Raw genomic sequence first — 26498 nt, forward strand, 5'->3', positions numbered from 1 at the left:
CTTCGCGTTGCGTCGAATTGAACCACATGCTCCACCGCTTGTGCGGGCCCCCGTCAATTCCTTTGAGTTTTAGTCTTGCGACCGTACTCCCCAGGCGGGATGCTTAATGCGTTAGCGACGGCACTCAGGGGGTCAACTCCCCGAACACCTAGCATCCATCGTTTACGGCGTGGACTACCAGGGTATCTAATCCTGTTTGCTCCCCACGCTCTCGCGTATGAGTGTCAGTACCGTTCTAGAGAGCCGCTTTCGCCACCGGTGTTCTTCCCAATATCTACGAATTTCACCTCTACACTGAGAATTCCGCTCTCTCCTCCCGGACTCAAAGTCTTCCAGTTTCCTGCGCAATTCCTCGGTTAAGCCGAGGGCTTTCACACAAGACTTAAAAAACCACCTGCACGCGCTTTACGCCCAGTAACTCCGAACAACGCTCGCACCCTCCGTTTTACCGCGGCTGCTGGCACGGAGTTAGCCGGTGCTTCCTCCGAGACCAGCTACCCGTCAAAGCCTTGGTAGGCCATTACCCTACCAACTAGCTGATGGGCCGCGGGCCCCTCCTGAAGTGATAGCTTACATGTAGAGGCCATCTTTAACCTCTAAATCCAACGATCTTGTGGTCTCATCTGGTATTAGCCCGCCTTTCGGCAGGTTGTCCCGGTCTTCAGGGCAGGTTTCCCACGTGTTACTCACCCGTGCGCCACTTTACACAGCGTATTGCTACGCCTATCTCGTGCGACTTGCATGTGTTAGGCACGCCGCCAGCGTTCGTTCTGAGCCAGAATCAAACTCTCCAGTTAAATTTTTAACTGTTGCCCCTCACCGCCTCCTGGCAACGCGTTCCTTTTTGAGGTTCGCTTCAGGATTTGATTGAGAGGCTGGAGTTTGCAAAAAAATTTCTGGGTCCCAATTGGTCTATCTATCTAGTTTTCAAAGAGCGAAGAAAAAGGCGTCATCGTGTAGCAAGAAAAATGCTGAAATGTCAAATAGTTCTCTCTTTATAGCCACATTATTTGCTTTTCAAGAGACCCCCCGAGCAAGCTAGCGATATTACGGCGTTTTTTTTTTAAGTCAAGGAGTGTTCTTGAGAATGATCTTATTAAACCAGCGTGCGCCAGCCTGAACCAGATATTCACCGGGAAGTTCAAGGCGATAATGGATGTCGGTCACCTTTTGATTATTAACGCGAACCGCTCCCTGACCGATGAGTTGCCGGATATGGCTCTTGCTCTTGAAACCACCACACTGAGACAAAATGTTTACGAGTGAGTCGCCTGTTTCTATTTTAGTTTGTGAGATGTTCGAGGGGAGTTCTTTTTTTGAAAATATTTTCTCAAATTCCTGAGCAGCGTTTTCGGCGACACTTGAATTATGAAAACGAGCGACAATTTCCACGGCCAAATTCTTCTTGGCCTCCTTGGGATGAAATGTTCCGGCCCGCACCTCCTCTCTTAATTTTTGAATCTCTGAAAGTGGCTTCTGAGAAAGCAACTCGTAGTAATTCCACATCAGATTATCGGAAACGGACATGATCTTCCCAAACATTTCCTCCGGCGACTCCGCAATCCCGATCGCATTTCCATAAGACTTACTCATTTTCTGTACACCATCCGTACCGACCAGGAGCGGAAGTGTCATCACGACTTGGGGTTCTTGTTTGGCGTCTCTTTGGAGGTCTCGTCCCACGAGAAGATTAAACTTTTGGTCCGTTCCACCCAATTCAACATCAGCCTTCACTTCAACAGAATCTTGCCCTTGCAATAAGGGATAAAGAAATTCATGCAAACTAATCGGCAGGTCACTTTTGTATCTCTTCTCAAAATCATCCCGTTCAAGCATTCTGGAAACTGTTTTTTTGGCGGCAAGACGGATGAGGTCGGTCGCAACCATTTTTCCCAACCATTCAGAGTTGTAAACAGCCTTCGTCTTCGCTTGATCCAAAATTTTGAAAACCTGATCTTCGTAAGTTTTTACATTGTGGCGGATTTGTTCGGTGCTAAGTGGCGGACGCGTTTCATTCCTCCCCGATGGATCACCGATCATCGCGGTATAATCGCCGATGATAAAAATAACTTCGTGGCCCAGATCCTGAAACTGTTTCATCTTCTGCAAGAGAACGGTATGTCCCAAATGAAGATCAGGCGAGGTTGGATCAAAGCCCGCCTTGACCCGAAGCGGTTTGCCTTTTTTTAATTTGGCCAAAAGCTCTTCTTCGGAAATGATCTCGACGATACCGCGTTTCAGGATACTTAACTCCTCTTGTGGAGTCATGCCCGGCATTTAACCCACCACATATATTTCGCAACCTATTTTGCCAAGACTCCCATCGAGTCATGGGGTCAATGATTGGAAATTTCACTATAAAGAAGGGGTTTCAGGCGTGTCCGGATCTCCTCCTGCCCCGCCGCCAGGGACAGTTGGTGTGCTACAACGGCACAATGGAGGTTCCCGAAATCCGCAAACCAGTTCCTGAGGGGGTGGACAAGGGGTGGCATGTATCCCTTCAATATCATCGGGACAGGCGCGTCCCCCTCTGCTGCAGTAAAGTTGCATCGGTGACTCAGCGCCGGATGCCGATTCTCTATAAATGGCACAGTTACAAGCCGGATGGGGAGTGCCATTCAGGCAAAAGTCGGGGGGGTCTTCCCGATTTCCGCGGCAAAATTCCTCGGCCTGTTGAAATTGATCCTTTGGAATCCCCCCGTTCCAATTCATACATTGTATCAAGGGGCTGGACTTATACAAAACGTCTCCCACGGCCCCACCCCCCTCATCGTTCGGATAAATTTGGGGCCCTACCGGGTTTGGTGGGGAAGGCGGAGGATGAAGTCTGGATAAAACCGGACCGCTAGTACAGCCGACCAGATCGGCAAAGCGCTGGGCCGCGGCGCTACAGTTTTCACCACTGCCGGCACCGGGGCCATCGGGTGCAGTATCATTATGGAGACTAGCTGCCCGATCACAGTCCAGGCCGTGTTCATGACAATTGCGTAAATAAGTTTCTGGCCTACAATCTGCATCTCCACTCAATCCCGAAATACGGCATTGTTCTGCGTAAATATCTGCATGAGTTCCCATTGTTTCTTTGCGGCCAAGGATCTCGTCAGCCCGATGATCAACTTCGTGTACAACGTACCCAGTAAAAAATTGTGCGTCATTTGAAGTGGTATTTGGACTCGATAGATTATCAACATTGACATAAATATCATCTCTGCCATCTTTGGAGGTCCCGCGAACATTGCAAGCACCAACGCCAGGACATGGTGATTCTCTCGCGCTGACAAGATTGATTCTCGCCTCTCTCGCGGCTCGGTTTTGAGCAGCCCTGACTCTACCGGCACAAGTCAGATCACCTGGCCGGCAAATGTCACTTATTCTCTGATTGACATGATCTTCTCTTAGCGACTCGCAGGCACGGCTGTTAATATCATTTCCATGAGCTCGTCTACACTCTCGGCGATCCCCGGTGCAATGCGCCCAGCCACTGCTATCCACCGGTCTGCACGGAAGAGGATCATCTCTAATTACTTCAGTGGATGAGCCATCGGTCAACGAACATTCCGGATCGGTAATGCCGGGGATCTGGGAATCGATCAATCGTTGGTCCCGCGCCTGCTGGACGCATATCTCAACCGTATTGACAAGGGCCCTCGCCGGTTGTTGGCTCGCCATCTGGCGTGCCGCACTCATGAAGCAGGACCGTGCACTGGGAATTGAAGCGGAGAGGCTGTTCATCAGACCTTTCCCTAATCTTCCGCTACACCCCATCTGCCTCGCCGTCTGTTCATCCACTTGGGCCAACTGACCCGAGAGTGTGTCTGTATTGAGTCTCTGCTCCGGGTTCGCTGACGAGTCCTGCTGATTTTGTTGAGGAGGCTCCGTTTGTGCCGTTCCCGCCACGGGGGGTTGTCGCTGGTTGAAACAGATCTCTTCCATATCGGGATTGCAAAGAAAGGCTGAAGTTCCCCCCATGGACTGGGCAAGATCGCAGACGGAACTCGGGGTATCGCCAAACCTCATCCGCTCCGGATAGATCAGGGAAAGGGTGGCCAGGTAAATAGATCGGACTGTGGTCCGCCGGCCACTTAGCAGAATGGTATTTTCATCATGCCTTTCAAGGGTGTTTCTCCAGACATTATAGATCCAAAAACCGTTGTCGCCCGGCCAGCTCGCTGCTGCCTTGAGTACGGCTGCCTTATGTTTTTTGGCCCTTTCCTGCAGGATCGATTCGAAGCTCAACAGGTCGGCGACGTGAAGGGCCGGATTGAGCAGGGACTGAACGCACTCATTTTGTTTCTGTTTGATACAATAGTCCAGTTGCCGGGATAGAGCGGCATCAAGAAATCGAATGGTATTTTTATCAACGTATCGGGACCACTCGACGAATTGATAAAATTTTTCAAAGGTCTTCACCGTGTTCCCTTCACGGAAATATCGGAAGTAGTCATGAAGGATCTTGTCTTCCGTCAATGAAAAGTCAGGAACTCCTCTTTGCTTGGCAAATTTGGGCATGATCGAAAAAATCTCCGATCCGAAGATCGACTGAAGTTCCACGACGTTTTTTTGGAAATTGCTCTCCCAAGTAGTTGCCAAGGGGGGCTTCTTTTTTGAGCGAGCCAACTTAAAGTGATTTTTGGAGAAAACCCCTTGGGGGAGGAGGAGCAGGAATGTAATCGCCAGAGCTAAAAGAATCCGAGGCACTACGCTGAATGATATAGCTTGAGGGTGAGCAAAACAAGTGGAATATTCGTGAGTGGCTAAGAAATTCTCTCATAAATTCTCAATATCTTTTTCGCCTTCCCCTTTTGGACCTTGCCTTGAGCAGCTTTTCCAAATCCTTGTAAATCTCCGGCATCTCCAAAACCCTGGCAAATTCCCTCACCCAGTATTGGACTCTTTTTAAATCCATGTCGGGATTAAGGGGTAGAATTCCCTCGATATCCGCAATGTCTCGCGGCCGATGGGCGACCGCTTTCATGATCACGAGATCCTCGGGCGAAGGAGTCGGAATTTTAAGATCGTCAATGCTCACATCTGTCTTCCGTTCCAAGGCTTCTTCCTGAAATGGAAGATCCGCAAAAGATATGTCAATCTTGATCCGACTCTCTTTATGTTCCAGAAGCAAAACGCGCCGCCGTCTTGCAAACTCAAAGGCACCCGAGAGGCGAGGTAAAAAATCAGAATTGAGGATTTTTTTGAAGAATTCTTCCTGCTGGTCACCCTTCAAGAGAACAAGGCCGTCGATGTCCTGCGTCGCCCTGGGCTTTCCGACGAGCGATACGGCTATTCCCCCAATGATCATATGGGGAAATCGAGCATTTCGAAAAAACGAGAGAAGATCGCGCAATGTCTCCCAAAAGGGTTTTAACCACTCTTCAGTTTTAACCAACCGTTCTCTCCCGAAGTTTCAGCCACCGATCTCTCACCAAAGAGGTCTCATCTGCCCGACCCTCTCGAGAAACAAGCCTTAGGGCAAAACCCATCATCCGGACACATTGAATCAATTTTTCCCGTAATGGAGTTCTTCTCATCTCATCAATCTCAAACTGATTGACCTCTTCAAATCGCGCTAAAAAGGCCTTTGCTTCCTTCGGAGTCATTTTTCTTTTCATGAACCTACATTACCACACTAACTTGGGAAAAGCTACGGTCACCTTATAGGGAAACTCTTTCCTGAATCCTCAATATCTTTTTCGCCTTGCCGGTTCGTTCATCAACGTCAATCAGGACGGCGGAAAGTCGCGCATCGCCCGTTCCGACAACAAATTTCTCCGGAAGACGGGTCGTAAATTTTCGAATCGCCACATCCTTATCAAGACCGATCACTGAGCGATAAGGACCGGACATCCCGACATCTGTGATGTAAGCGGTTCCATTTGGCAGAATCTCCTCATCAGCGGTCGGGACATGTGTATGCGTCCCTACAACAGCAGCAACACGCCCATCCAGATACCATCCCATTGCCCGCTTCTCGCTGGTCGCCTCAGCGTGCATATCCACAACAAAGATCTCGGCCCTCCCCTTCCATTTCTCTAACTCTCGATCCACCGCCTCAAACGGCGAACCGATCGCATTCCCCATCAAGACCTGTCCTTCCAAACTGATCACAACGACTCGAATCCCTGCATAAACCTCAAAGATCAAAGAGCCCTCGCCGGGTGCTTTCGTTGGATAATTCGCAGGCCGCATCAGTATCTTGGAATTAGCAATGTAAGAAACAATTTCCCTCTGATCCCAGATATGATTTCCGGCGGTGCAGGCATTGACTCCCCATTGCTGAAACTCTTCGATCATTTTTGGAGTGACCCCCTTGCCGTGGGCCGCATTTTCGACATTAGCGACAACAAAATCGATTCCATGTTGCTGACGCAATAGAGGAAGCTTTTCCTTCACTGCCTGTCTTCCCGGTTCTCCGAAAACATCACCAATAAAGAGGATTTTCATATTTATTTTGCGTAAGTAACGGCTCGTGTTTCCCGAATCACAGTCACCTTGATCTGGCCGGGATAAGTCAGTTCCTTTTCAATCTGTTTCGCAATGTCACGACAAATAAGATTCGCCATGTCATCATTCACCTTTCCAGGTTGGACCATGACGCGTAGCTCACGTCCTGCCTGAATCGCATACGCCTTCTCGATATTGTCAAATGACGTTGCAATCCGTTCCAGATCTTCAAGTCGTTTTACATACGCCTCTGCTTGTTCCATGCGGGCCCCTGGCCTGGCGCCTGAAAGGGCATCCGCCGCCTCCACCAAATGATCCAGAACAGACTCCTGAGGAATATCCTCATGGTGGGCCCAGATCCCATGAACCACCTCGGCAGGTTCGCCATATTTTTTCGCAACTTCACCTCCGATGACCGCATGAGAGCCCTCAATTTCGTGGGTGAGTGCCTTGCCAATGTCATGGAGAAGGCCTGCCCGGCGTGCAATCTTCTGGTTGAGTCCAAGCTCTGCCCCCATCATCCCACAGAGAAAACCAACCTCAATAGAATGTCTCAAGACATTTTGGGCATAACTGTAACGGAACTTGAGACTCCCCAAAAGTTTCACGATTTCAGGATGAACCCCATGGATATCCAGTTCAAACAACGCCGCCTGGCCCGCTTCCCGAATTCCCTTTTCAACTTCCTGTGTTACCTTTGTTAACGTCTCTTCAATCCTCGCGGGATGGATGCGCCCATCCTGCAGGAGACGTTCAAGGGCAACCCTCGCAATCTCTCGTCGAACCGGATTGTGTGAAGAAAGGACAACCGCTCCCGGTGTCTCATCAATAATCAAATCAACTCCGGTCAGCGCTTCCAGTGTCCGAATATTCCTCCCCTCTCGACCGATAATTCTCCCCTTCATATCATCGCTCGGCAATTTTACAGTGCTGACGGTAGACTCTTGAACCCACTCCCCTGCCAAACGTTCGACCGCCAAACTGATTATTTTTTTTGCTTTTTGTTCCGAAGAGTCCTTGATTTCGTCTTCTATCTGCTTCGCTTTTTTTGCCGCATCATGACGAACCTCAGACAAAAATTCATCCATAAGCATTTTTTTTGCCTGTTCCGAGCTAATGCCTGAAACTTTTTCGAGGGTCTTTCGGGTTTGATCCACCAAGGTCCCATATTCCTGCTCCTTCTGTTCTAGGACTTTTTTTCTCTCCCCCAAGCTCTGTTCCAGCCTCCGACTCTCCTGTTCTGTCCTATCCAGATCCGAGTGGCGCCGCTCCAGCCTTATTTCCAGACCTCTCAAATCTCTCTCCTGAATCTGGAGCTCCTGCATCTTGAGTTTATAATTCTCCTCAGTCTCCAACCTTCCTTTTAAAATCAGCTCCTTGGCAGAAGACTCGGCCTCTTTCTGAATACTTTTTGCCTTGACCTCTGCCTCTGCAATCAGATTGCGAATTCTCCCCGTCTGAGATCCGTCATCAAGAACTCCGGACCTTCTCCGACTCTTCAGGAAAAGAACCGTCCCAATAATAGAAACAAGAACCACAGCACCCAAAACAATAGCACTATTCATAGACTCCTCCTCATGATTCGCTTCTCACTCACGACAAAATCACAGGGGACATCATGTCCCCTCGATTCGAGATGGGGAATAATCTGGTGATCGTAAGCAAGACCGATTTTTAACCCCATGTATTTTTTTAAGGCACGATCATAGTAGCCCTTCCCAAAACCAACCCGAAAACCATCATGATCAAAGGCAATCCCAGGCACCAAGACACAATCAATCCCCTGAAGAGCGGAAGTTCCCACTTCTGGTTGGAAAACTCCCAAAGAACTCATCTCAAAGGAAGTCGTTTCAGAAAAGGGAACAAAAAACAGTTTGTTTCCGGAAACGCGTGGAAAAAAGATCTTTTTGCCTTGCCGTCTTGCCTCGAGGAAAATATCCCAAGGCCAAACCTCACCTTTTAAAGGGAAATAAAGCGCGAGAGACCGTGCCTTTTGAAAATAGGGCAAAGCACGAGAGCAAATCTTCTGGCTCCATTTTGAATAAAAAACATTTCCAAACGAAGCCCTCTTCTTTAGATTTTTATGACGGATTTCAGTTTTTGAATAAAACAATCACTCACAGCAAGAAAGCAAGGGTGGAGATGGATCTCTCATGAGTTCTTGGAAAAAGCTCTTGTTGATAACAGAAAAAATCTTCATCTTCCTTGACTTAAAAGTAAACCCAACCCCTTAAAAATTAAAATTCCTTTCTTTCCTCACTGCCTCCATAGATCCTGTCTTTAGTAGTATAAGACAGGATTTAAATCTTGCCCTGCGTTGCTTTAGTGAAGCAGGGCAACATTTATCCCCTATCTTGGCCGTGGAGATTGAGACTTAGAAAAACCCTAGTTCATCTAGGGGGGAACCGTATTACTGCTTTAGACTTCCCATTCTAGAAGCAATGGGCCTGCACACCACAGCAAGGGACAGTCCCCAAAAAGATCGTACGGGTTTTTAAGACATCAACCTCTTCACGCGCCAGAGAGGGGAATGTCAAAGATCCAAGTTTCTGTTGAAAGAATAAAACTCACCACTTGGGGTGTCAAGACGTTTACATGGAAAAATCGCACACCAAAGGGTTTGGACCAAAATGGCCCCTACTTTGCTAGGCTAAAATCAATCCACCTCTTCTCCAGATTTACCCGCTCAAGAATCACTGTAATCGGCTCACCCAAGCGAAAGCGCCTCTTTTTCCTAAGCCCCACGATCTCATGCCCTGTCGATCTCAAGACATAATAGTCATCCTTCAAGCTCCTCAAAGGAACAAGCCCTTGAACATAATAAGGAGAAATCTCGACAAAAAATCCAAACTTCGTCATGCCACTAATGATCGCGGGGAACTTCTCCCCCTCCTTGTCCTTCATAAAAAACGCGGCGGCCAGATCACGACTCGCCCATTCCGCCTTCATCGCAACCCTCTCCCTCTCCGAGCAATGCCGCGCCTCTTCTTCGAGTCGATTCGCTTGCGCCCCGCCTTGGAAACGGCGGGGACGCTCGCTAAAGTTAGGGGGAGATCCTGCTCTCCCCCTAACAACCCCCATCAACTGGCACAAGGCTCGATGCACCATCAGGTCAGGGTAACGGCGAATCGGAGAGGTAAAATGTGTGTAGCATTCAGAGGCCAACCCGAAATGACCGACATTTTTTGTATTATAAATAGCCCGCTCAAGCGTCTTCACCAACATCCCATTGATAATCTTCTCTTCTTTTCCCCCTCTCACAAAATCCAGAATACGCGAAAAATCCCTCGGCTCAAAAGACCTCTTCTTACGAAAAGGGATGCCCAAGTTATGTAAAAGAAGCACGAAGTCCTTTATTTTTTCCGGCGTCGGTGAGGGATGAATTCGATAGACTGCAGGCGCCTTTCTGTCGCGAAGAAAACTCGCGACGGATTCGTTCGCAGCGATCATGAATTCTTCGATCAAGCGGTGGGCCAGGTTTCTTTCGGCCTTAACAATCTTATCAATCCCCCCCTCTTCCAGATCCAGGACAATCTCCGGTTCAGGGAGATCGAAATCCAGGCTTCCTCTGGCAAACCGTCGTTGTCGCATCCGCTCTGCCAGATCCGCCATGAGCTCCAGATCCGCAATGAGAGGCTCATGCCTTTTTCGAAGAGCTGGATCCCGGTCAAGCAAGACTTTTCGCACCTCCGTATAGGTCAGACGGGCAAAACTTCGAATAACACTCCGATAAAAACGGGAGGCAATCTTCTTCCCTTTTGGATCAAATTCCATCTCTGCCGTGACAGTAAGTCGATCTCTTCGAGGCACGAGACTGCAAAGATCATTCGAGAGCCTTTCGGGAAACATCGGCAATACCCGATCAGGGAAATAAACGCTTGTCGCGCGTCGATACGCCTCATGATCCAACGCGGAACCAACCGATACATAGTAACTCACATCCGCAATGGAAACTTTCAGGATAAAATGACCATTTGGCTTTTGTTGGACAGAAACAGCATCATCGAAATCACGCGCCGTCTCCCCGTCGATTGTCACCACCTTCTCTTTTCTCAAATCAACCCGACCGGAAATCACGTGGCCCAAAGAATCCTCCGAGAGAAGCTCTGCCTCTGATAAGACCTTCGGAGGGTAGTGGGTCGAAAGTTCAAATTCTTGAATAATCTGATCGACACCTTGAGCAAAAGATATTGATTTCACCTCTTTTTTCATGCCATACCTTGATAGGTAAAACAACAAAGATGATCCAGAAAAGAAAATTAAGGAGGTACCTTCATGCCAGGGCGCGATGACGATATGATGGATGATTATTGTCCCCATTGTGGAGCCTACACCGGAGGGGACTCCGTCTGTCCCAACTGCGGAAAAGATATTTTTGACGACTCAGGTCTTGAAGAAATCGATGAGGACGAGGGGGAACCGGAACAGCCTGGCGATACTGAAGATGATGAGGATAAAGGAGGGGGAGGAGGCCGTTACAAACATTAATAGTCCGGGACAGGACTTGTGCCCGGGACAGGACTTGAACCTGCACGACCTTGCGGCCACTAGCTCCTGAAGCTAGCGCGTCTGCCAATTCCGCCACCCGGGCAAGAGAGGAGAAACGAGATGGTTCTCATCACACAAAACGCCCCAAAGCTCAAGTTCGGAGATAAGGCGCCGGATTTTTCACTTCCGGGCGTCGATGGAAAAACCTGCTCCCTCGCTTCATTTAAAGACAAAAAAATCCTCGTCGTCATATTCTCCTGCAATCACTGCCCTTATGTGCAGGCCTATGAAGACCGCATGATCGCCGTGCAGAAAGATTACGCAGAGAAAGGGGTTCAATTCGTCGCGATCTGTGCAAACGATGCAAACGAATATCCTGAAGACAATCTGGAAAATATGAAGATTCGGGCCCGGGAGAAACATTACAATTTTCCCTACCTTCGAGACGAATCACAAAAGGTCGCCAAGGCGTATGACGCTGCCTGCACTCCGGAGTTTTTCGCCTTTGATGCCGAGCGACGTCTCCGATTCCATGGACGCGTGGATGACAATCACGAAAATCCGAAAAAGGTGACCAGACAGTACCTTCGAGATGCATTGGACGATCTCGTCGCAGGAAAACCGGTCCGCAATCCAGAATCCCACCCGATCGGCTGTTCGATTAAATGGGTTTAATCACCTCTCTCGTGCTACGCCTTGACTATCGATCGATAGTGTGTCATACATTATCTCATTATGACGTACACCTCGGTTTCTCCCAAATACCAGGTTGTGATCCCCAAGGAGGTTCGGGAGAGGGTCTCGCTCCGGCCGGGGCAGAAGATGATCGTTTATGAGCGTGGTGGCATTATCCATCTGGTGCCACGCGTTCCCATCCGGAAGCTTCGTGGTACACTCAAGGGAACAGGGATCACACTGGAAGGATTGAGAGACAAGTCGGATCGTCCCTTATGATCTTGATAGATTCTTCTGCCTGGATCGCCTATTTTCTGGAATCACCCTCCGCCTCTGCCATCGATCAGTATCTTAAAAAAGAGGAACAGTTTGTTCTTCCAACGATCGTCCTTTACGAGGTCTACCGGCATCTCACAGCCAAACTCGGATCTGAAAAGGCCCTTTTCTATGTTGACCAAATGCAGCATGGGGATGTCCGCCCTCTTGATGCGGAATTGGCCCTCAATGCGGCCGAACTCAGCCATCAATACAAGCTGGGAACCGCCGATGCGATTGTTTACGCAACAGCCCTCTCTCAACAGGCCAAAATCATCACCCTCGATAACGATTTTAGGAACTTACCAGGATGCACAGTGATCCAGTAAGCCCGATCGGGTGTTCGATTAAGTGGGTGTAACGAATCATTTCTGAAGCCCCATCGAGAGCGAATAGTTGCATGGGGTTTTACCATCAACCTCAACAAGGTAACGTCCCTGATTTAGGCTGACACTCCCCAGTCGACTGACCTTCTGATCTGAAGTGGCCGAATCAAAATTCTCTCCCTCTCTCATGAGTCGCTTCCCGCTATCGAGGAGTCGGACGGTCATCTGACAGGCGGGGCTTGAGGAGATCTGAACCATAAAATCAGTCACCTGCTGTCCGATATCGAAGAGATAATATTCAGGATCGGGATCATCCGGACAGGCGGTTGATCGACAGAGACCGCTCTTCGGGAAAAAACCCTGGCGAGGCTTTGTCAAATCAATCTTTCCCAAGTCGATATCGGTTAAAAAACCGAGGAGAGTTGCCTCATCCACGAGATGTTCCAAGGAAGGGAGCAAATCTCTCGAAACTCTTATCTGAAACGACCAAGGGACATACTTTAGATTTAGGTTGTAATAGTTTCTGCGTTCAAATTGGTCATCACTTGACCGAATCCTGATTCCTATGACACCTGAAGAAACGATCGAATGCGGACATTCGATTCGAAGCCCCCGACCAGCACTCACTGATCCTATTAAAGAACTGGCAGGGATCGGCGACCAAGTGGTTCCATCAAAAAGTTCGACATGGATACTGTCAGGATAATGATGTGAGAGGGGGCTGCCGATAAGAGAGATCGCAAAGTAACCTGCGCGATATTCATACTGAACAGTACCACCCATTGTATCCGAAGACTCAAACTCCCTGATTTCTTCGGGTGACAGACACCTCTCGGCAGGAAGCTGCAACTGAAAATAATCGTTATCCGATCCTCTATCAAAATTAAACCCCGTCAGATCAACTCCAAAGGGTGAGCTCAGTTCCACCTCCTGTACCTCTCCAAGCTCGCTTGATGATCCGCCCCCTCCTAAGGCAATTCTCCTCAACCAGGTAGCGGTCTCCTGGGTCTCATTTCGCAACTCACCGGAAGGGCTTTGATCGTCATAGCGATCGGGAGGCAGGACGACATCGCGCTGTTGGAGCGTCAATCGGTAATTGCCAAAGGTGTCGGCATCCCCATAAATCTTCAGATAATTCGCCAACCCGTTTGGCGGGAGAGGATTGATCATGATCGGAGTCAGGTGATCGACCGTCGTCTCAGCATGCTGGAGGAAATAGGGGCCGTTTAACTCCACGACTCTATCCCCAACTGTTCCAGCAACATTGCGAGCACTGAGTCTGATCTCCAATGAGCTGTAGTTAACATTTGAGGAGAATCGATACCAATCCTCATCCCCACCAGGAACTATCGACCCGGCCACCTCAAAAGGGTGAAAAATAGTTGGCCCATCGGTCCCAGATTCAACACCTCCATTCATAGAAATCCCCACGGCATCATCTCTGGTGTTGTTTTCATCCGGTGGAAGCGTAATCCCTTCACGCCTGATCACCTCTTGAATCGCCCTGTAGGGATTTATGTACCCGGGGGGCATGATTCCAGCTGAGGCTGGGTTGGCGTCGGGAGCTCGCATCGTTTCATCTGGGCTGGGTGAGGCGGTGATTTGAAGAATCTCGAGCGCCTCAAGCGGCGTCAGTGTCGGCTTGAGTGCCTTCATCATGGCAATAACCCCGGCGACATAGGGGGATGCCAGTGAGGTACCTGAGTTCATACCGGGCGTTACAGCGGAGCTGGCGAATTCTTCAACCGTTATAGCACAGGGAGCATTTGTGAGGCATTCCCTGGAGAAAAGTCCGAAAAAAGGAGGAGGTGCATAGAGTGCGACATTTGCACTGTAATTAGAACCCCCATCAGGATTCGTATCTGGATCAGGACCATCGGGAATGATCCAGCGGGATTCTCTGCCGGAACCGACACAGATCACACCGGGAAATTCACAGGGGTAGAGACTATTAGTAGTCAAGTTCCAGTTCTGATTTCCAGCCGCTGCAACAATTATCACCTGGCTATCATCGATCGCCTCCCTGACCGCATCACGAAAATAGGAACACTGTGTTATATCTCGACAATCCGAGACGTCGTAGCCAAAACCCCAATAACCGAACGACATATTAATGATATCGGCCCCCCAATAGACCGCCTGACTCACCATTGCGGCTGACTGGTATAAGGATACAAGGCGTTCGCCCTCTCCATAAGCAGCATGGTTCTTGAAAAGCATCGGGTAAATAACCTGGCCGCCGGTCCCTGCTATCCCACTCTGATTGTTTAAAAGGGCTGAGGCAGTACTCTGGACCACCAGACCGTGCCAACAGGTAGGCGTTCCGCTACAAAAAATTGAGGTCGAGGTCGTGGATTGATTGAGATTTATCGGTTCATCCATCACATTAAAATCCCACTCATAGTCAGGAGCGTCGTACCCTCCCCAAGAATTGGCCTCCGGAACATAGGTCGATTCGGCACCGTCGAGCTGCAATGGAGTTGGGAGAAGATCGACTGACGCTTTGAACCCATCATCAATGAAAGCGACCCAGACCGCATCCTCAAAAAACAATCCTCTCGATGAGATCGCCTGTGCGGCAGGCGGATTCAATAGATCAATATACTGCCAAGCTTTTTGGAGACGTACCCCTTCTTCAACAACAGGAACTTTTATGAAAAAATCATCGTAACCCTCACTATCATCCATCCACTCCTCTTCAGAGAAACTGATTATATCCGGTTCGCTCATGAACTCCCCGAGCAGATTCGGTTCCACCCGATCCCCTTTTTGCTGACGCTCAAGCATCGTATTGATAAGTCTCGCCCCCTCCTCATTGAACCGGTAATTCCCCCTTTTGGCCTTAGGTTGAACTCCGATCTTTTGCGCCAGTCGTGAGGGGCTGGCGGTGATCGTGAGATCAACCTGGATCAGGTAGTAACCGGTCTCAGTTTTGACCTTTCGGATCTTCTTTTTGGAAACCCCAGGCGGTGGTGGGGCAAGCCTTCCTGTATGGAGGATCTTTCCTTTCGTCTCCTGAAGAAATTTCCTCAAGTCTCGCCGGCTCTTCGGCTTGAAAATCACCTGGTTCGAGAGAAACTTTGAGATACCGCCTTCGGGAGTCACCATGACACCAACTCCTGATTTTAGTTGCGCGAGGCTCGGGTAGGCCTGTTGAAGATCTTGATTCTTCTGAATTGAAATGCAAACTCCTCTGTGGCATGTCGGTGGCGAGGTCGGTCCGCCCCACGACCACTCAAGGCCTGAGAGGACCAAGAGTGGAACCAGGAATAGCCAATGAAATCGGGATATCACCATTACCAACAGAGCACGCAAGTCCGGTGCCAATCGTGCACGAAATAAAATTCAATGATATTCGCTAATTGACGATTTATGTTCCTTATCATAATGATAATTTTATCAAGATGAGAAAAAAAACTTCCCACGAACCCTGCTGTCACGAACCGGCCAAAAAACTCTGGTATAAAAACAAACTCCTGATCGTCTCGTCACTTGCCTCCCTCCTTTATATAGCGGGATTCTTCTTCCCTCTCCTCAAACCGTTCCAGGAATCCTTCCTCCATTATATGCGGATGATCTGGTGGGCGCTCCTGCTCGGATTTTTGCTGGCCGGTGTCATTGAACACTATGTCCCTTCCGAATATATCTCTAAAATTCTCGCCCGTCGTTCAAAAAGGACCATCTTTTATTCCACTTTCTTGGGGCTCATCATGAGCGCCTGTAGTCATGGAATCTTGGCGATCGGAATGGAGCTCCATAAAAAAGGGGCATCGGGACCCGCCGTGATCAGTTTCTTGCTCGGAAGTCCCTGGGCCAATCTTCCAGTCACCCTCTTGCTCGTCAGTCTCTTTAAGATCAAGGGGTTCCTGATTATCGCTGCCGCACTTTTCGTGGCGATCTCGACCGGTCTGATCTTTCAAGGACTTGATCGATTGGGTTGGATTGAGAGGAATAAAAATACGCTGGAGGTCAACACGAAATTTTCGATTCTGGCAGATATAAAAAAGCGATGGGCTGATCGTGTATCTCCCCCCCTCTCCGATATAACCGCCATTCTCCACGGTGCCTGGTCACTCGCCGACATGATCCTCTGGTGGATCTTGTTGGGAATCGTTATTGCCGGACTGATCGGGGCCTTTGTCCCCTCTCATTTTTTCCAGACCTACCTTGGACCAAATCTGACCGGCCTTCTGCTGACTCTCGCGGCAGCAACAGTGATTGAAATTTGCTCCGAAGGAAGCGCCCCGCTCGCGTTTGAAATTTACCGACAGACAGGGTCGTTGGGAAATACGTTTGCCTTTCTGATGGGTGGTTTTGTCACCGACTACACCGAGGTCGGTCTCGTCTGGACAAACCTCGGCTGGAGAACAGCGGTCTGGATGGTGTTTGTCACGCTACCTCAGGTTGTCCTGATAGGACTTCTTCTCAATCGGTTTTTCAGTGGTTCCAATTAACGAGTCGGAACTTCCAAGATCGGATCCAACACACCCAGGACGAGGTTATAAGCCCATTCCATCTCATCCTTGGTTGCATCTCCCTGTGCCTGCATCCATTGCAAATGACGAACAACCGCGCTCAGATTGGTTAAACCATATTCATCGCACCGTTGTATAAATTCCCGATAATCCAGACGCTCCACGGTCTTGATGAAGTCATGAAGCCCCATCGGGGAAGGGACCGCACGATTAAATATTCCACGATCTTGTGCAAGAAAAATATCTGAGGGTGTCGAATCATGCCTTGTCTCATCAAAAAAACGGAGATCGATCTGCACGGTCTCATGATTAAAAGAGGCGACTAAGGCCTTTTTCTGACCTGGTTCGAGACGAGGATCCTTCTGCCGGTTGCCTTCGACGAACTTCCTGAGTGACCGAGCCAAGTAATAAATATTTCCGGAGTAACTCGGTTTTCCCTCAATAAATTCCGGTTGGGTAACAATTCTCTGCCTTAAAAGTTCTTCGACGAGGACAACCGTCGTATCATCAACCTGATCCGTATATGTGTATTCCGGCGAGGCGGCGATCGTCACCACCCCCGGGCGAATATTTTTCTCCCTGAGCGTTTTCACAAAACCTCGCGCCACCTCACGGGCCTGATCCAGCGTTAAATGAGGATCCAGATCTCCTACAGTATCGTGACCTGTGTTATTGATCCAATCCTGATCCATATCGACGAAAACGCTTCTTTTTTCCCGGGAAAAATCAGGCAAATCTTCCTTGTAGACCTTATGAACAATGATCTTCCGAACCTCCCCAGCACACTCCCCCTTTCTTGGAGGTAGAGGAGAAAAATAGACCGAATCTGGGGGACCTTTCTTCTTCCCATAATAGACCGTCAGATCTTTTTCCGGCCCCAGCATCGCGATCCAACGCCCGAGTTCTCTTAATCTTCGATCTTCCAGGACAGACCTGTCTTTGATCGATTCGAGCATCTTGAACTCTCGAACAAGATTGTCTGAGTCTTTGAGCCAAAGATGGTTTCCCATCTTGGATCCCCGCGGCGCCCAGTCGGGCAAGACCCAGTAGATCTCGCTAAACAATCCCTCATAGACCGCCGGTGCAATAAAGGTTGGGATTTCTAATTCATCTGCATAGCGGTCAAAAATTTCAAGTCTCTGCTCGGGCGTTCCTGCTTGAGCAATCTCCTCTGATGTCGGTGGAAGAAGATTATTCTCAGACACCTGCATGTCATCGTGGGTATCAAAATGAATCAAGATGCCACCTTTTTTCACATCCCCTTCTTGAAACGCCTTGTGCCAATAGTAGTAGGCTCGATTGTGATCCCCAAATATTGCGATATCGGCTCTCTGCACTGGAAACGATCGCCTGGGGGCAAAGGCTGGGGAAAGATCCCGACGAAAGAGGGTCACGTTTGAAAGTCCCGCCGCACTTTCACGTGCCACTCGAGTCGAGCGGTCATGCGAGTTTGAGAGGCATTCCCTTTCAAATCCATCTTGCGGCAAGGTTTCACATTCTGGCGGAAGCGAAGGCCGATCAACCGGGACAGTGATCGGTTCGGAAGCGGGAGCGGGATCGGCTTTATCAACAAATAGACCCATCGTCCTCTTTATTATCGGATCGCTAGCCTCCTCGAGTTTTGTGGTATTGTCTTTTTTAAAAAACTAACAATTTTAATTAGTTAGATATGGGAAAACCCTCTAAAACGTTGGGCTTTCAGGAAAATCGTCCGGCAGTGCCAGATCATCTTGAACAGGCAGATCGGCAAATTCGAGCCCCTCAACATCGATCCCAAGATCAAGACAGAATGACCTGGCCACCTCATTAGCGGTAGAGATTTGGGCACAGGCATTTGAAAAATTATCCGCGGTTAATCCCTCAACGGCTGTCTGTAAAATTGTCCCGGACCAAAAATCCTGATCCTCCTTCCAGGAGCCGATATAATGAAATTCCGGGTACTGTGTGCCCGAACCTGAAAATTTACTGCTCATCCGAATCGTCTTTTTGGCAGTCTCATCGGGACCTGATTGCGCCAAGCTAATATGTCCCTCAAAGTTTGACGGGAGATCCTCTCCAGAACCTGTCGTCGAACCGATTCCATAGAGATCCGAGACCTTGTCCTCAGCATCGGAGTGGTCATAGATCGCCATCATCAGTAGATCCTGCCCCACAACCTGATCCTTGTCTCCACTCTGTGAAATGCGAAACCGCCCTCTTCCAGCATTTTCCTCGGTCGGGAAATCCTCGAAGAGACCGGCCATAAACCGTTCGTCATTCCACCAGAGTCTGAAACAGATCGGCGTCTTCGCGGTATGCCCGGAGCAGCCTTCCTTCTCTCCATCCCCATCCAGATCATAATCAGCAAAATCGATCTTGATTGTTGCGGTCACCTTCCCTCCACCAAACTCCTCCGGACGTTCTATCTCGTTCGTTGAGGAGAAGTTCACTGTGGTACTCGATACGGGGATCTCCAGACCGCTCAGAAGTGATAAATTATGTTTCAAGATATCATTAATCAGCGAAGCCATATGAGGACCTTCGGCAATCGGTTGAGAAAACCTTCCACCCGATCCGACCAATGCCAATGAAGGGCTGGCAGATGAGCTGACTTTATCCACATTGATACCGACATCCTGAGGAAAGGTCAGCGCCGCCGGCAATTCGGCCGGTGGGGCTGGCGGGGTCGCCGGGTTGGAATCGAGGCAGCCATAAAAAAAGATCAATAGAGTGCAGAGGCACTTGCGGCACCATTGACCTAATATGTTCCTGAGATGTTCCATCTTCTTCTCCGAATTGTATTACATTCAATCCTCATGCCAAGTATCTCTTTTTAAATAATAATAGCAAGTCATTGTAATTGTTATATAATTATTTATTAAAAATAATCATGCCTAAGTAGCTGTAAAAAATATTAACAGACAAGTGATATTTAATGAGTTAGAATTAAACACTGTGGAAAAGTTACTCCGGTCCACGGCAGGAGTTTATCACCTGATCAGAAAGATTGGCGAGGGGGAATTTGGCGCGGTCTGGCTCGCGACGGAGGCCGATTCAAAACGTGATATCGCCCTGAAGTTCCTGAAATTAGAGGGGCTCCGTCATGACCTGATTGAGAGATTCAAACAAGAGTTCAGTATCCTGGCGGCGCTTCGCCACCCACATCTCGCGAAGGTCTTTGACTTCGGTTTCTCTGAAGAGGATCAACAATATTTTTTCACCTCAGAGTACTTCCCGGGGCAGGATCTTTTTCTCGCCACGCCAGAGCCGACAACTCCCATGACAGAAGAGATTCTCGTTCAAATCCTTTCCGCGCTGGATTACATCCATTCTCAAGGGGTCATCCACTTCGATATCAAGACTCAAAATGTCCTGGCCACTTTTCAGAAAGGTCATCCGCTGATCAAGCTGGTCGACTTTGGCCTCGCCAGTCGCCTGAACCATGAATCTCGCAGTCAGGCCGGCACACTCGCCTACATGGCTCCGGAGATCCTTTCCCGATCCTCGAAGATCGATCATCGGGCCGATCTCTACTCCCTCGGCATCCTCCTGCTTCGAGTCCTGAACCGAGACTGGCCTTTCGACATCCATGACAGTCATAAAATTATGCAATGGCATCTCAAAGGGGATCTTTCGCAAATTCACTGGAAGGACCCCCTTCCCCCAAAACACCTTCAGGAGTTGATTCTTAAATTGATTGCAAAAAACCCCTCAGACCGATTCTCCAATGCCAGAGTCGTTTTGAATTTTCTGAATCTCGCTACAGGCAAAAAATATCTCTCCACTGAAAAAACATTAAGCCGTTCGATTCCCAAAGAGGGCCCTCTGATAGAACGAGAAGAGATCATGGGAGAAATCCAGTCCCATTTCAGAAGCTGTTTTTTTTCGGCGACGGCAAAACCGCTTTCTTCCGTAATCCTGATCTCTGGAGAACAGGGGATCGGCAAAAGCCGAATACTGGAAGAAACAAAACTTTTTATTCAACCCCATGAAATCCCTACTTACGAACTTACCTGCGACTGGAACATCCCAACCTGGCCTCGACTCGCCCAACTCCTGAATCTTTCCGAAGAAGAAATACCGGCTGTTGAGGAACCGCTTTCGATCGCCGGAGAGGAATCGACAGAGGGATGGCTTCCTTTGAGACATGCCCATCATCTGATGGAGAGGGCCAGAACCGCCCCTTTCTGTCTCCTGCTGGACGATCTCCACAAGGCCGAACCTGAGATGAAAGAAACGCTTTCGATCGTCATGACAAAATCGAAGCTTGAACGAAAAGAAGGCCGTGGCTCCCCTTTTCTGATTCTGGCAACGAGCCAGGATTCAGGGGGAATCCGCCTCCCTCGTTTGAGTGAACAAGGAATCTCCCAATACTGCTCTCATCTCTTGGGCCAGCAGGAAAAAATCCGAGAGGTCGCCCATCTTTTGAAACAGTACAGTGGAGGTCTCCCGCTCCTCGTGGTGGAAGGACTCCAATTTCTGGCTCCTGACTTCTTCGAAGGGAAAAAATTGGATGAAATACTCCCTCCCCCTCAGTTCTCACTCCTCTACCGTGATCGGTTGGAAATGCTTTCCGGACAAGAGCGAGAGGCGATTCAAATCGCCGCCCTCCTCTTCCGCCCTTCTTCTGAAAAAGAGTTTTCCGAAATTCTTCATCTTTCCGAAAAAGAGACCGGCCCGATTTTCGAAAAAATGGTCCGATCGGGGCTGATCCGGAAGGAGATGGGCCCATCAAAAATCAGTTACGAGCTCTCCTCTCAGGCACTCGCGTTGGAGATGATCAAAACGATCGAACCTGAAAAAAAGAAGGGACTTCACCAAAAAATCGCCTTGGGACTCGAAAAACAGTCAGAAAAAAGTATCGAGGAACTCGCCTATCATTTCGCTTCCGGTGGAGAAAAAGAAAAGGCCCAAAGGCTTTATGAAGAAGCAGCAAGAGAGCTAAAAGAAAAAGGCCTCATTTCCCAAGCAGTGGAATGTCTCAAACGTGCCTCCTCACTCTGTGAGGAAGAATCCTCTCGAGCCGACACCCTGAGATTCCAGTTAGTCCGGCTTCTCGCCCTTTCCGGCTCATTTCGCGAAGCTCAGGAGAAGGCAAAAAAACTCCCGAAGAATAGTTCTGTGGAACAGGAAGAAATTAAGGGATGGCTTGCCTTTAAACTGCGCCGCTTCTCCGAGGCACAGGCCTCCTATGAGAGCGCCTTGAATCTGCTCCCCCCCTCCCCTTCCTTAAAAAAAGTCCTCCTTTATAATGCCTTGGCCAATGTGGATCTCCAGACAGGAGACGTTGATGGGGCGATAAGGCTTTTCAAAAATTCACTAAAACTCGAAAAAGACCTCCCTCACGAAGAACAATCACAGATCCATAACAATAATTTGGGATTGGCCCTTTCGCTTCATGGGCAGACAGACGAGGCGATCCGCTTCGCCGAAGATCGTCTCCTGCGGGTTCAAGGGCGATCGACACCTGAAGCGATCCATCTCTTAAATAATCTTGGTTTTGTCTTGCTCGGCTCTTCTCGCTATGGGGAGGCGATTGAAAAACTTCGGAGGGCACTTGAACTTTCTGAAAAAACAGGGGCGCATCATCTTCTTTTTACCATCTTGGGAAATCTCACAACCGCCTATCTGAAAGAGAACCGTTATCCGGAGAGTCTCTCTATACTGCAAAAGATGGTCTCCTATCAGGAGAGGCTGGGGACAACACGGGACATCGCGTTTAACTGGCTGAGACAAGGAAGCGTCTACCTGACGCTTGGGATGAAAGAGATCTCTGCGGAATGTTTCTCCAAGGGAAAGGAATTGGCCGACGAGAACCAGGACCAGTCGCTTCAAGGATGGATCCTCTTGATGCAAGGATATTGGGAAAGGGAGTTTGGGAGCTCATCATCGGCCGAAAAAGTTTTGAATGAAGCGCGATCCCTGGCTCAAAAATCCGAACTCCCCGATCTCCTGCTCTGGATAGAATATGCGTTGGCTGACCTTGATTACGAAAACGGGGAAATCACCTCCTGCGAGAAAAGGATCAAAACAATTGAGCAGAAAAAACCGCCTTCTCACGATGAAGAATTTCTTGCCCGCATTGAGCTTCTGAAGGCCAAACTCGATCCTTCCCTCTGTGAACCCCTTGAACGTTTCTGCCAGCAACATGGTTTCCGGGAAATTTTGTGGGAACTCTATCACACCTGGGGACTGCACAAAAAAAAGGAAGGTTCTCTGGAACAAGCAGCCAGTTTGATGAAAAAGGGGATCGATATCATTGAGTCTATTGTTCAGCTTCTCCCCGAAGAGTACCGTGATCGCTATCGTCAACAACAATCCAGAAAAAAACTGGAGCAAGATTGGAAGGAGGTTTCCGCTATGGCCCAAGAACAGTTTCTTTCGCGTCTCCTCGAGGTGAACAAAAAGATGGTCTCCGAACATGATCCGCAGAGACTCCTGGAATTTATCATGGACACGGCGATCGAGCTCTCCGGCGCTGAGGAGGGGTTTCTGCTGCTCCCGGACGGTCAGGGAGGATTTGAACCAAAGATCGCAAGGAACATTCAGAAAGAGAATCTTGAGGCGATTCAATTCTCCCAATCAGTTGCCAAAGAGGTCCTTCGAACAGGGCAGGCTCTTTTTTCTCTGAATGCCTTTGAAGACCTGAAGGCCTTCAAAAGTGTGATCAGTCTGGAACTCAAAACAGTCGCCTGTGTTCCTCTGAAGGCCCAGAACAAGGTAATCGGCGTCATCTACCTCGATACAGAGAAAGAGTTGCCCCCTCTCAAGAGAGAAGTCCTTCCTGTCCTGGAGGCCTTCGCCGATCAGGCGGCGATCGCCCTGAAAAACGCCTGGCTCTTTCAGGAGAGGGAAACTTACAGCCAAAAACTTGCCGAAGATCTTTCCGACACGAAACGAGTCGTTGAGGAGCAGTCCCAACAGATCCATGAACTCGCAAGCATGGTCTCTCAAAAACCACGCCGGACACTTTTTCCGTATGAGAGGATCATTGGCAAATCGAAGAAGATCGAAGAGGTCTTGAAGACCCTGGATAAGGTCACGAACACGCAGGTCCCTATCTTCATCTTCGGAGAAACAGGGAGCGGCAAGGAACTCCTCGCCCGTGCCCTGCATGAGAATAGTGTCCGAAAAGCAAAATCGTTCGTCGCGATTAATTGCTCCGCCTTCCCTGAGACAATTCTCGAGAGTGAACTTTTTGGCTACTACAAGGGAGCCTTTACGGGCGCCGATCAGGATCGAAAAGGACTTTTTGAAGAGGCGAATGAAGGAACCCTCTTCCTCGATGAAATCGGGGAGATGAGCCTTGCGATGCAGGCCAAACTGCTGCGGGTCATTCAGGAAAAGGAGATCATGAGGGTCGGAGGACGAACACCGATCAAGATCAATGTCCGGATCGTCTCCGCCTCCAACAAAGACCTCAAGAAGATGGTTCGTGAGGGGAAATTCCGGGAAGACCTCTATTTTCGAATAGCCGGAATGACACTCACACTCCCTCCCCTTCGGGAAAGAAAAGAGGACATCCCACTTCTGGTAAAACATTTCGTTGAGAAGATAAAAAAGGAAAATCGATTGCCAAAGAATCTCAAGTTCTCGCGAGAGGCAATGAATACGCTGATCCTCTATCCATGGCCCGGGAATATTCGGGAGCTTGAGCAATGCCTCACAAACGCCTGTCTGCTAGCTGAAGGAAGCGAGATCAAGGCGGAGCATATCATTCTCCAGAAAGACCTCTATGAAAAGAGCGGGGAAGACAATCTCGCTCGATCCTCTCAGGATGTTTTTCTTCTTAATCCTGAGAAAAAGTGGGAGGACTACGAAAGGGAAATCCTCTTAAAGACTCTCGATCTCTGTGGAGGGAACAAGAGCGAGGCGGCGAGACGACTCGGCCTCTCACGACTGACGCTTCATAAAAAGATCAAGGCATATGAGATCCCGGACTCGTCAAAATAACCGAAAAACCAGAATCATTTTTCCGAAATGGAAAAGACGATTCCGATTTCGCTACTCCAAAACCAAAACAATTCACCTTCATGATCCTGTATTGTAATCGACTGGGGACTGGTACCCCTTTTGATGGGGGGGTTAAAGATCACACATTCAATGTTTGAAAAATAAGGACTAGTATCAGGCTTGAGTTTTATTTCAGCGAATGAGGTTTCTACAGAGGGAGAAGTGAAGGCAATCATAAAATGTCTGTTTTTATTCTGGGTCGCACTCCTACTTTCAAGCACCTCCAAGGCTTGGGCGGTCGATCTTGGTTTTTCACTTGCCCTGGTCGACCCGCCTGACTCCACCCTGTTGGGGACGGAGATTCACTGAGGTGGGTGAAGGAGAGGATCTAGAGACACTTAACCGATGTACCTTTAGACATCCATCGCGTGAATATGCGAACGAAGAATGGTTAGAATTATTAATACCAACTACATTCCCCTTGCCGGAGGAGTCGGAGCCTGTTGCCATAAATTTTTCTGATTGGCTGATCCCAGAGGCATTTGCCCAGGAAGTTGAACGACTCTATTGGAGTTTGGAAGAACGGGAACTTGTCGCAATCCTCATGAGACGGGCAGCGGAAAATATCGAAAATGCTATTGAGAGAAATGACGTAGAAGAGGTAGGTAATGTCGGTTCTGAATTCCGCCTCTATGTAGAATTTGCCCGTCAGGTTGCCTTATGGTTTTCCCATGTCCTTGCACCGAATACCTTTGTTGACTGCCCCCAAGGGCATGAAAGGTTTTGTAACGAAACCATCCCTTTTTGGATTTGGTGGGGGGATGGAGGAATGGGCGGATTAAATTTTGGGGTTAACGCAATTGAAGTCAGCCAAAGGTTTTCGCCTTTAAGTGACACAACTATTTCAATAGTGGCTCATGAGGCAACCCACTCGGTCACTCGATGGCTCTTCCCAAGTTCAACTTTTTCCTCTGAGGAACGAGTCCTTCGTGCCTATATGGATGAGTCAACCGCGTTCATCGTAGAAGCCATAATAATGCACTTCCTTGATTCGGTTGCTTGCCGCAATTCCTGTATGAACGACAGCGCCCCTGCTTTCTGCGACACAATCTGCTCACGAACCTCCGGTCTGTCGTTCTGTCCTCCTCCTGAGACTGAAGGATCAGGCGGAGGCTCCGGCGGAGGAGACTCCGGAGGGACAGGTGATAGCGGCGGGGGATCGGGTGGTTCTTCCGAGGGAGATACATTAACAGATTGTCGTCGGGGTGTTCTGGATCTGGTGAGTGACGGGCTTTGGCCGTTTCTAGGAGAAGTTTGCGTGGACGGATCGGGAAACTATGTAGCTGGAGGGCCGAGAGATGACGATTGGGTCGGATGTCGGGCCGATGGGACTGTCGGAACTGGATGGGGAGTAGCGCCGAACCCGTACGGGGCTCTAATCACCGGTGGGAATGCTTTCTTGTGGGGGATCAGTTATGGTTCTAATGATGGGTATTATTGTTCGTACAACTGTTCGCTGGGAACAGATCTTGGTGGATTTCTGGCCTGTTGGTGTGCTCCAGACCTGGAGGCTGTACTTGGTGGAAGGTGTCGTTATGGTGGCTTTTTATAGAAAGGGATCTCAAAAAGCGGCCTTGGTCTTCGCCTCTACTTTTTTGCATGGTCGAACATCGATGGCTTCACGTGGGTGACGTCAGCCGCCCACGCTTGCACAACGATAACGGATGGTTGGGGCACCTGGTGCTATTACGAGCAGGTCAACTATTGCATCATCGACCGGTCCTAAACCTTCCTCGCGATCAAACCCCTACTTTTTCAATTTCTCCCGTTTTTCCTCTTTGATGAT

Annotated in this window: 18 protein-coding genes, 1 tRNA gene, 1 rRNA gene and 1 other RNA gene; 7 read left to right on the forward strand and 14 right to left on the reverse strand. The window is 49.1% G+C overall.

Features of this window, described 5'->3' with window-relative positions; genetic code table 11:
• The 10 genes from HYT76_10185 to rnr form a co-directional block, all read right to left on the reverse strand.
• Positions 1-797, reverse strand: a 16S ribosomal RNA gene (locus HYT76_10185); the annotation flags it as partial.
• A 271-nt stretch (positions 798-1068) separates the two neighbouring features.
• Positions 1069-2268 carry a tyrosine--tRNA ligase gene (locus tag HYT76_10190; protein MBI2083916.1) on the reverse strand — a complete coding sequence of 400 codons (1200 nt, stop codon included), beginning with the start codon at positions 2266-2268 and terminating at the stop codon, positions 1069-1071.
• Between the two features lie 87 nt (positions 2269-2355).
• Positions 2356-4698 carry a hypothetical protein gene (locus HYT76_10195; protein ID MBI2083917.1) on the reverse strand — a complete coding sequence of 781 codons (2343 nt, stop codon included), beginning with the start codon at positions 4696-4698 and terminating at the stop codon, positions 2356-2358.
• Between the two features lie 79 nt (positions 4699-4777).
• Complete coding sequence (locus tag HYT76_10200; protein ID MBI2083918.1) at positions 4778-5386, reverse strand: nucleotidyltransferase; 609 nt, start codon at positions 5384-5386, stop codon at positions 4778-4780.
• Positions 5379-5609 carry a hypothetical protein gene (locus HYT76_10205; protein ID MBI2083919.1) on the reverse strand — a complete coding sequence of 77 codons (231 nt, stop codon included), beginning with the start codon at positions 5607-5609 and terminating at the stop codon, positions 5379-5381. The genes HYT76_10200 and HYT76_10205 overlap by 8 nt, the downstream gene beginning before the upstream one ends.
• Positions 5610-5652: 43 nt before the next feature.
• Positions 5653-6441, reverse strand: coding sequence for a TIGR00282 family metallophosphoesterase (locus HYT76_10210; protein ID MBI2083920.1), 789 nt, complete (start codon positions 6439-6441; stop codon positions 5653-5655).
• A gap of 2 nt (positions 6442-6443) precedes the next feature.
• On the reverse strand, positions 6444-8006 hold the full coding sequence (rny, locus tag HYT76_10215) for a ribonuclease Y (GenBank protein ID MBI2083921.1): 1563 nt from the start codon (positions 8004-8006) through the stop codon (positions 6444-6446).
• A complete protein-coding gene (locus HYT76_10220; GenBank protein MBI2083922.1) occupies positions 8003-8554 on the reverse strand; it encodes a 5-formyltetrahydrofolate cyclo-ligase in 552 nt (183 codons plus the stop codon). The genes rny and HYT76_10220 overlap by 4 nt, the downstream gene beginning before the upstream one ends.
• A 229-nt stretch (positions 8555-8783) precedes the next feature.
• Positions 8784-8973, reverse strand: a non-coding RNA gene (gene ssrS, locus HYT76_10225) — 6S RNA.
• Between the two features lie 105 nt (positions 8974-9078).
• Complete coding sequence (gene rnr / locus HYT76_10230; protein MBI2083923.1) at positions 9079-10641, reverse strand: ribonuclease R; 1563 nt, start codon at positions 10639-10641, stop codon at positions 9079-9081.
• A 75-nt stretch (positions 10642-10716) separates the two neighbouring features.
• Here rnr and HYT76_10235 point away from each other — a divergent pair, with 75 nt between their 5' ends.
• Positions 10717-10929 (forward strand): hypothetical protein, encoded by a 213-nt coding sequence (locus HYT76_10235; GenBank protein MBI2083924.1) that lies wholly within the window; start codon positions 10717-10719, stop codon positions 10927-10929.
• A 19-nt stretch (positions 10930-10948) separates the two neighbouring features.
• On the opposite strand, the gene HYT76_10240 is transcribed toward HYT76_10235, so the two are convergent.
• Positions 10949-11032 (reverse strand) — tRNA-Leu (locus HYT76_10240).
• A gap of 17 nt (positions 11033-11049) precedes the next feature.
• Here HYT76_10240 and HYT76_10245 point away from each other — a divergent pair.
• The 3 genes from HYT76_10245 to HYT76_10255 are packed head-to-tail and all read left to right on the forward strand — an operon-like array spanning position 11050 to position 12248.
• Positions 11050-11604: a thioredoxin family protein gene (locus HYT76_10245; protein ID MBI2083925.1), complete on the forward strand. Its 555-nt coding sequence runs from the start codon at positions 11050-11052 to the stop codon at positions 11602-11604.
• A gap of 60 nt (positions 11605-11664) precedes the next feature.
• Positions 11665-11883, forward strand: coding sequence for an AbrB/MazE/SpoVT family DNA-binding domain-containing protein (locus tag HYT76_10250; protein MBI2083926.1), 219 nt, complete (start codon positions 11665-11667; stop codon positions 11881-11883).
• A complete protein-coding gene (locus HYT76_10255) occupies positions 11880-12248 on the forward strand; it encodes a type II toxin-antitoxin system VapC family toxin (protein ID MBI2083927.1) in 369 nt (122 codons plus the stop codon). The genes HYT76_10250 and HYT76_10255 overlap by 4 nt, the downstream gene beginning before the upstream one ends.
• A gap of 36 nt (positions 12249-12284) precedes the next feature.
• On the opposite strand, the gene HYT76_10260 is transcribed toward HYT76_10255, so the two are convergent.
• Positions 12285-15542 (reverse strand): S8/S53 family peptidase, encoded by a 3258-nt coding sequence (locus tag HYT76_10260; protein ID MBI2083928.1) that lies wholly within the window; start codon positions 15540-15542, stop codon positions 12285-12287.
• 107 nt (positions 15543-15649) lie between these two features.
• Between HYT76_10260 and HYT76_10265 the strand changes: the two genes are divergently transcribed.
• Entirely contained in the window at positions 15650-16699 is a 1050-nt protein-coding gene (locus HYT76_10265) for a permease (GenBank protein ID MBI2083929.1), read from the forward strand.
• Here HYT76_10265 and HYT76_10270 read toward each other — a convergent pair.
• Positions 16696-18303 carry a UPF0489 family protein gene (locus tag HYT76_10270; protein MBI2083930.1) on the reverse strand — a complete coding sequence of 536 codons (1608 nt, stop codon included), beginning with the start codon at positions 18301-18303 and terminating at the stop codon, positions 16696-16698. The genes HYT76_10265 and HYT76_10270 overlap by 4 nt on opposite strands.
• Before the next feature lie 99 nt (positions 18304-18402).
• Positions 18403-19482: a hypothetical protein gene (locus HYT76_10275; protein ID MBI2083931.1), complete on the reverse strand. Its 1080-nt coding sequence runs from the start codon at positions 19480-19482 to the stop codon at positions 18403-18405.
• A gap of 172 nt (positions 19483-19654) precedes the next feature.
• Between HYT76_10275 and HYT76_10280 the strand changes: the two genes are divergently transcribed.
• Both HYT76_10280 and HYT76_10285 read left to right on the forward strand, forming a co-directional pair.
• Positions 19655-24652: a sigma 54-interacting transcriptional regulator gene (locus tag HYT76_10280; GenBank protein ID MBI2083932.1), complete on the forward strand. Its 4998-nt coding sequence runs from the start codon at positions 19655-19657 to the stop codon at positions 24650-24652.
• Positions 24653-25022: 370 nt separating this feature from the next.
• On the forward strand, positions 25023-26264 hold the full coding sequence (locus HYT76_10285; protein MBI2083933.1) for a hypothetical protein: 1242 nt from the start codon (positions 25023-25025) through the stop codon (positions 26262-26264).
• Positions 26265-26498 lie beyond the last annotated feature (234 nt).

Source organism: Deltaproteobacteria bacterium (assembly GCA_016180845.1).
Lineage (GTDB): Bacteria > UBA10199 > UBA10199 > JACPAL01 > JACPAL01 > JACPAK01.

Coding starts and splice junctions, on each gene's coding strand:
- HYT76_10275 (MBI2083931.1), bottom strand. CDS start 19,482: ATGGAACATCTCAGGAACATATTAGGTCAATGGTGCCGCAAGTGCCTC.
- HYT76_10245 (MBI2083925.1), top strand. CDS start 11,050: ATGGTTCTCATCACACAAAACGCCCCAAAGCTCAAGTTCGGAGATAAG.
- HYT76_10205 (MBI2083919.1), bottom strand. CDS start 5,609: ATGAAAAGAAAAATGACTCCGAAGGAAGCAAAGGCCTTTTTAGCGCGA.
- HYT76_10260 (MBI2083928.1), bottom strand. CDS start 15,542: ATGGTGATATCCCGATTTCATTGGCTATTCCTGGTTCCACTCTTGGTC.
- HYT76_10210 (MBI2083920.1), bottom strand. CDS start 6,441: ATGAAAATCCTCTTTATTGGTGATGTTTTCGGAGAACCGGGAAGACAG.
- HYT76_10250 (MBI2083926.1), top strand. CDS start 11,665: ATGACGTACACCTCGGTTTCTCCCAAATACCAGGTTGTGATCCCCAAG.
- HYT76_10255 (MBI2083927.1), top strand. CDS start 11,880: ATGATCTTGATAGATTCTTCTGCCTGGATCGCCTATTTTCTGGAATCA.
- HYT76_10270 (MBI2083930.1), bottom strand. CDS start 18,303: ATGGGTCTATTTGTTGATAAAGCCGATCCCGCTCCCGCTTCCGAACCG.
- HYT76_10235 (MBI2083924.1), top strand. CDS start 10,717: ATGCCAGGGCGCGATGACGATATGATGGATGATTATTGTCCCCATTGT.
- HYT76_10190 (MBI2083916.1), bottom strand. CDS start 2,268: ATGACTCCACAAGAGGAGTTAAGTATCCTGAAACGCGGTATCGTCGAG.
- rny (MBI2083921.1), bottom strand. CDS start 8,006: ATGAATAGTGCTATTGTTTTGGGTGCTGTGGTTCTTGTTTCTATTATT.
- HYT76_10265 (MBI2083929.1), top strand. CDS start 15,650: ATGAGAAAAAAAACTTCCCACGAACCCTGCTGTCACGAACCGGCCAAA.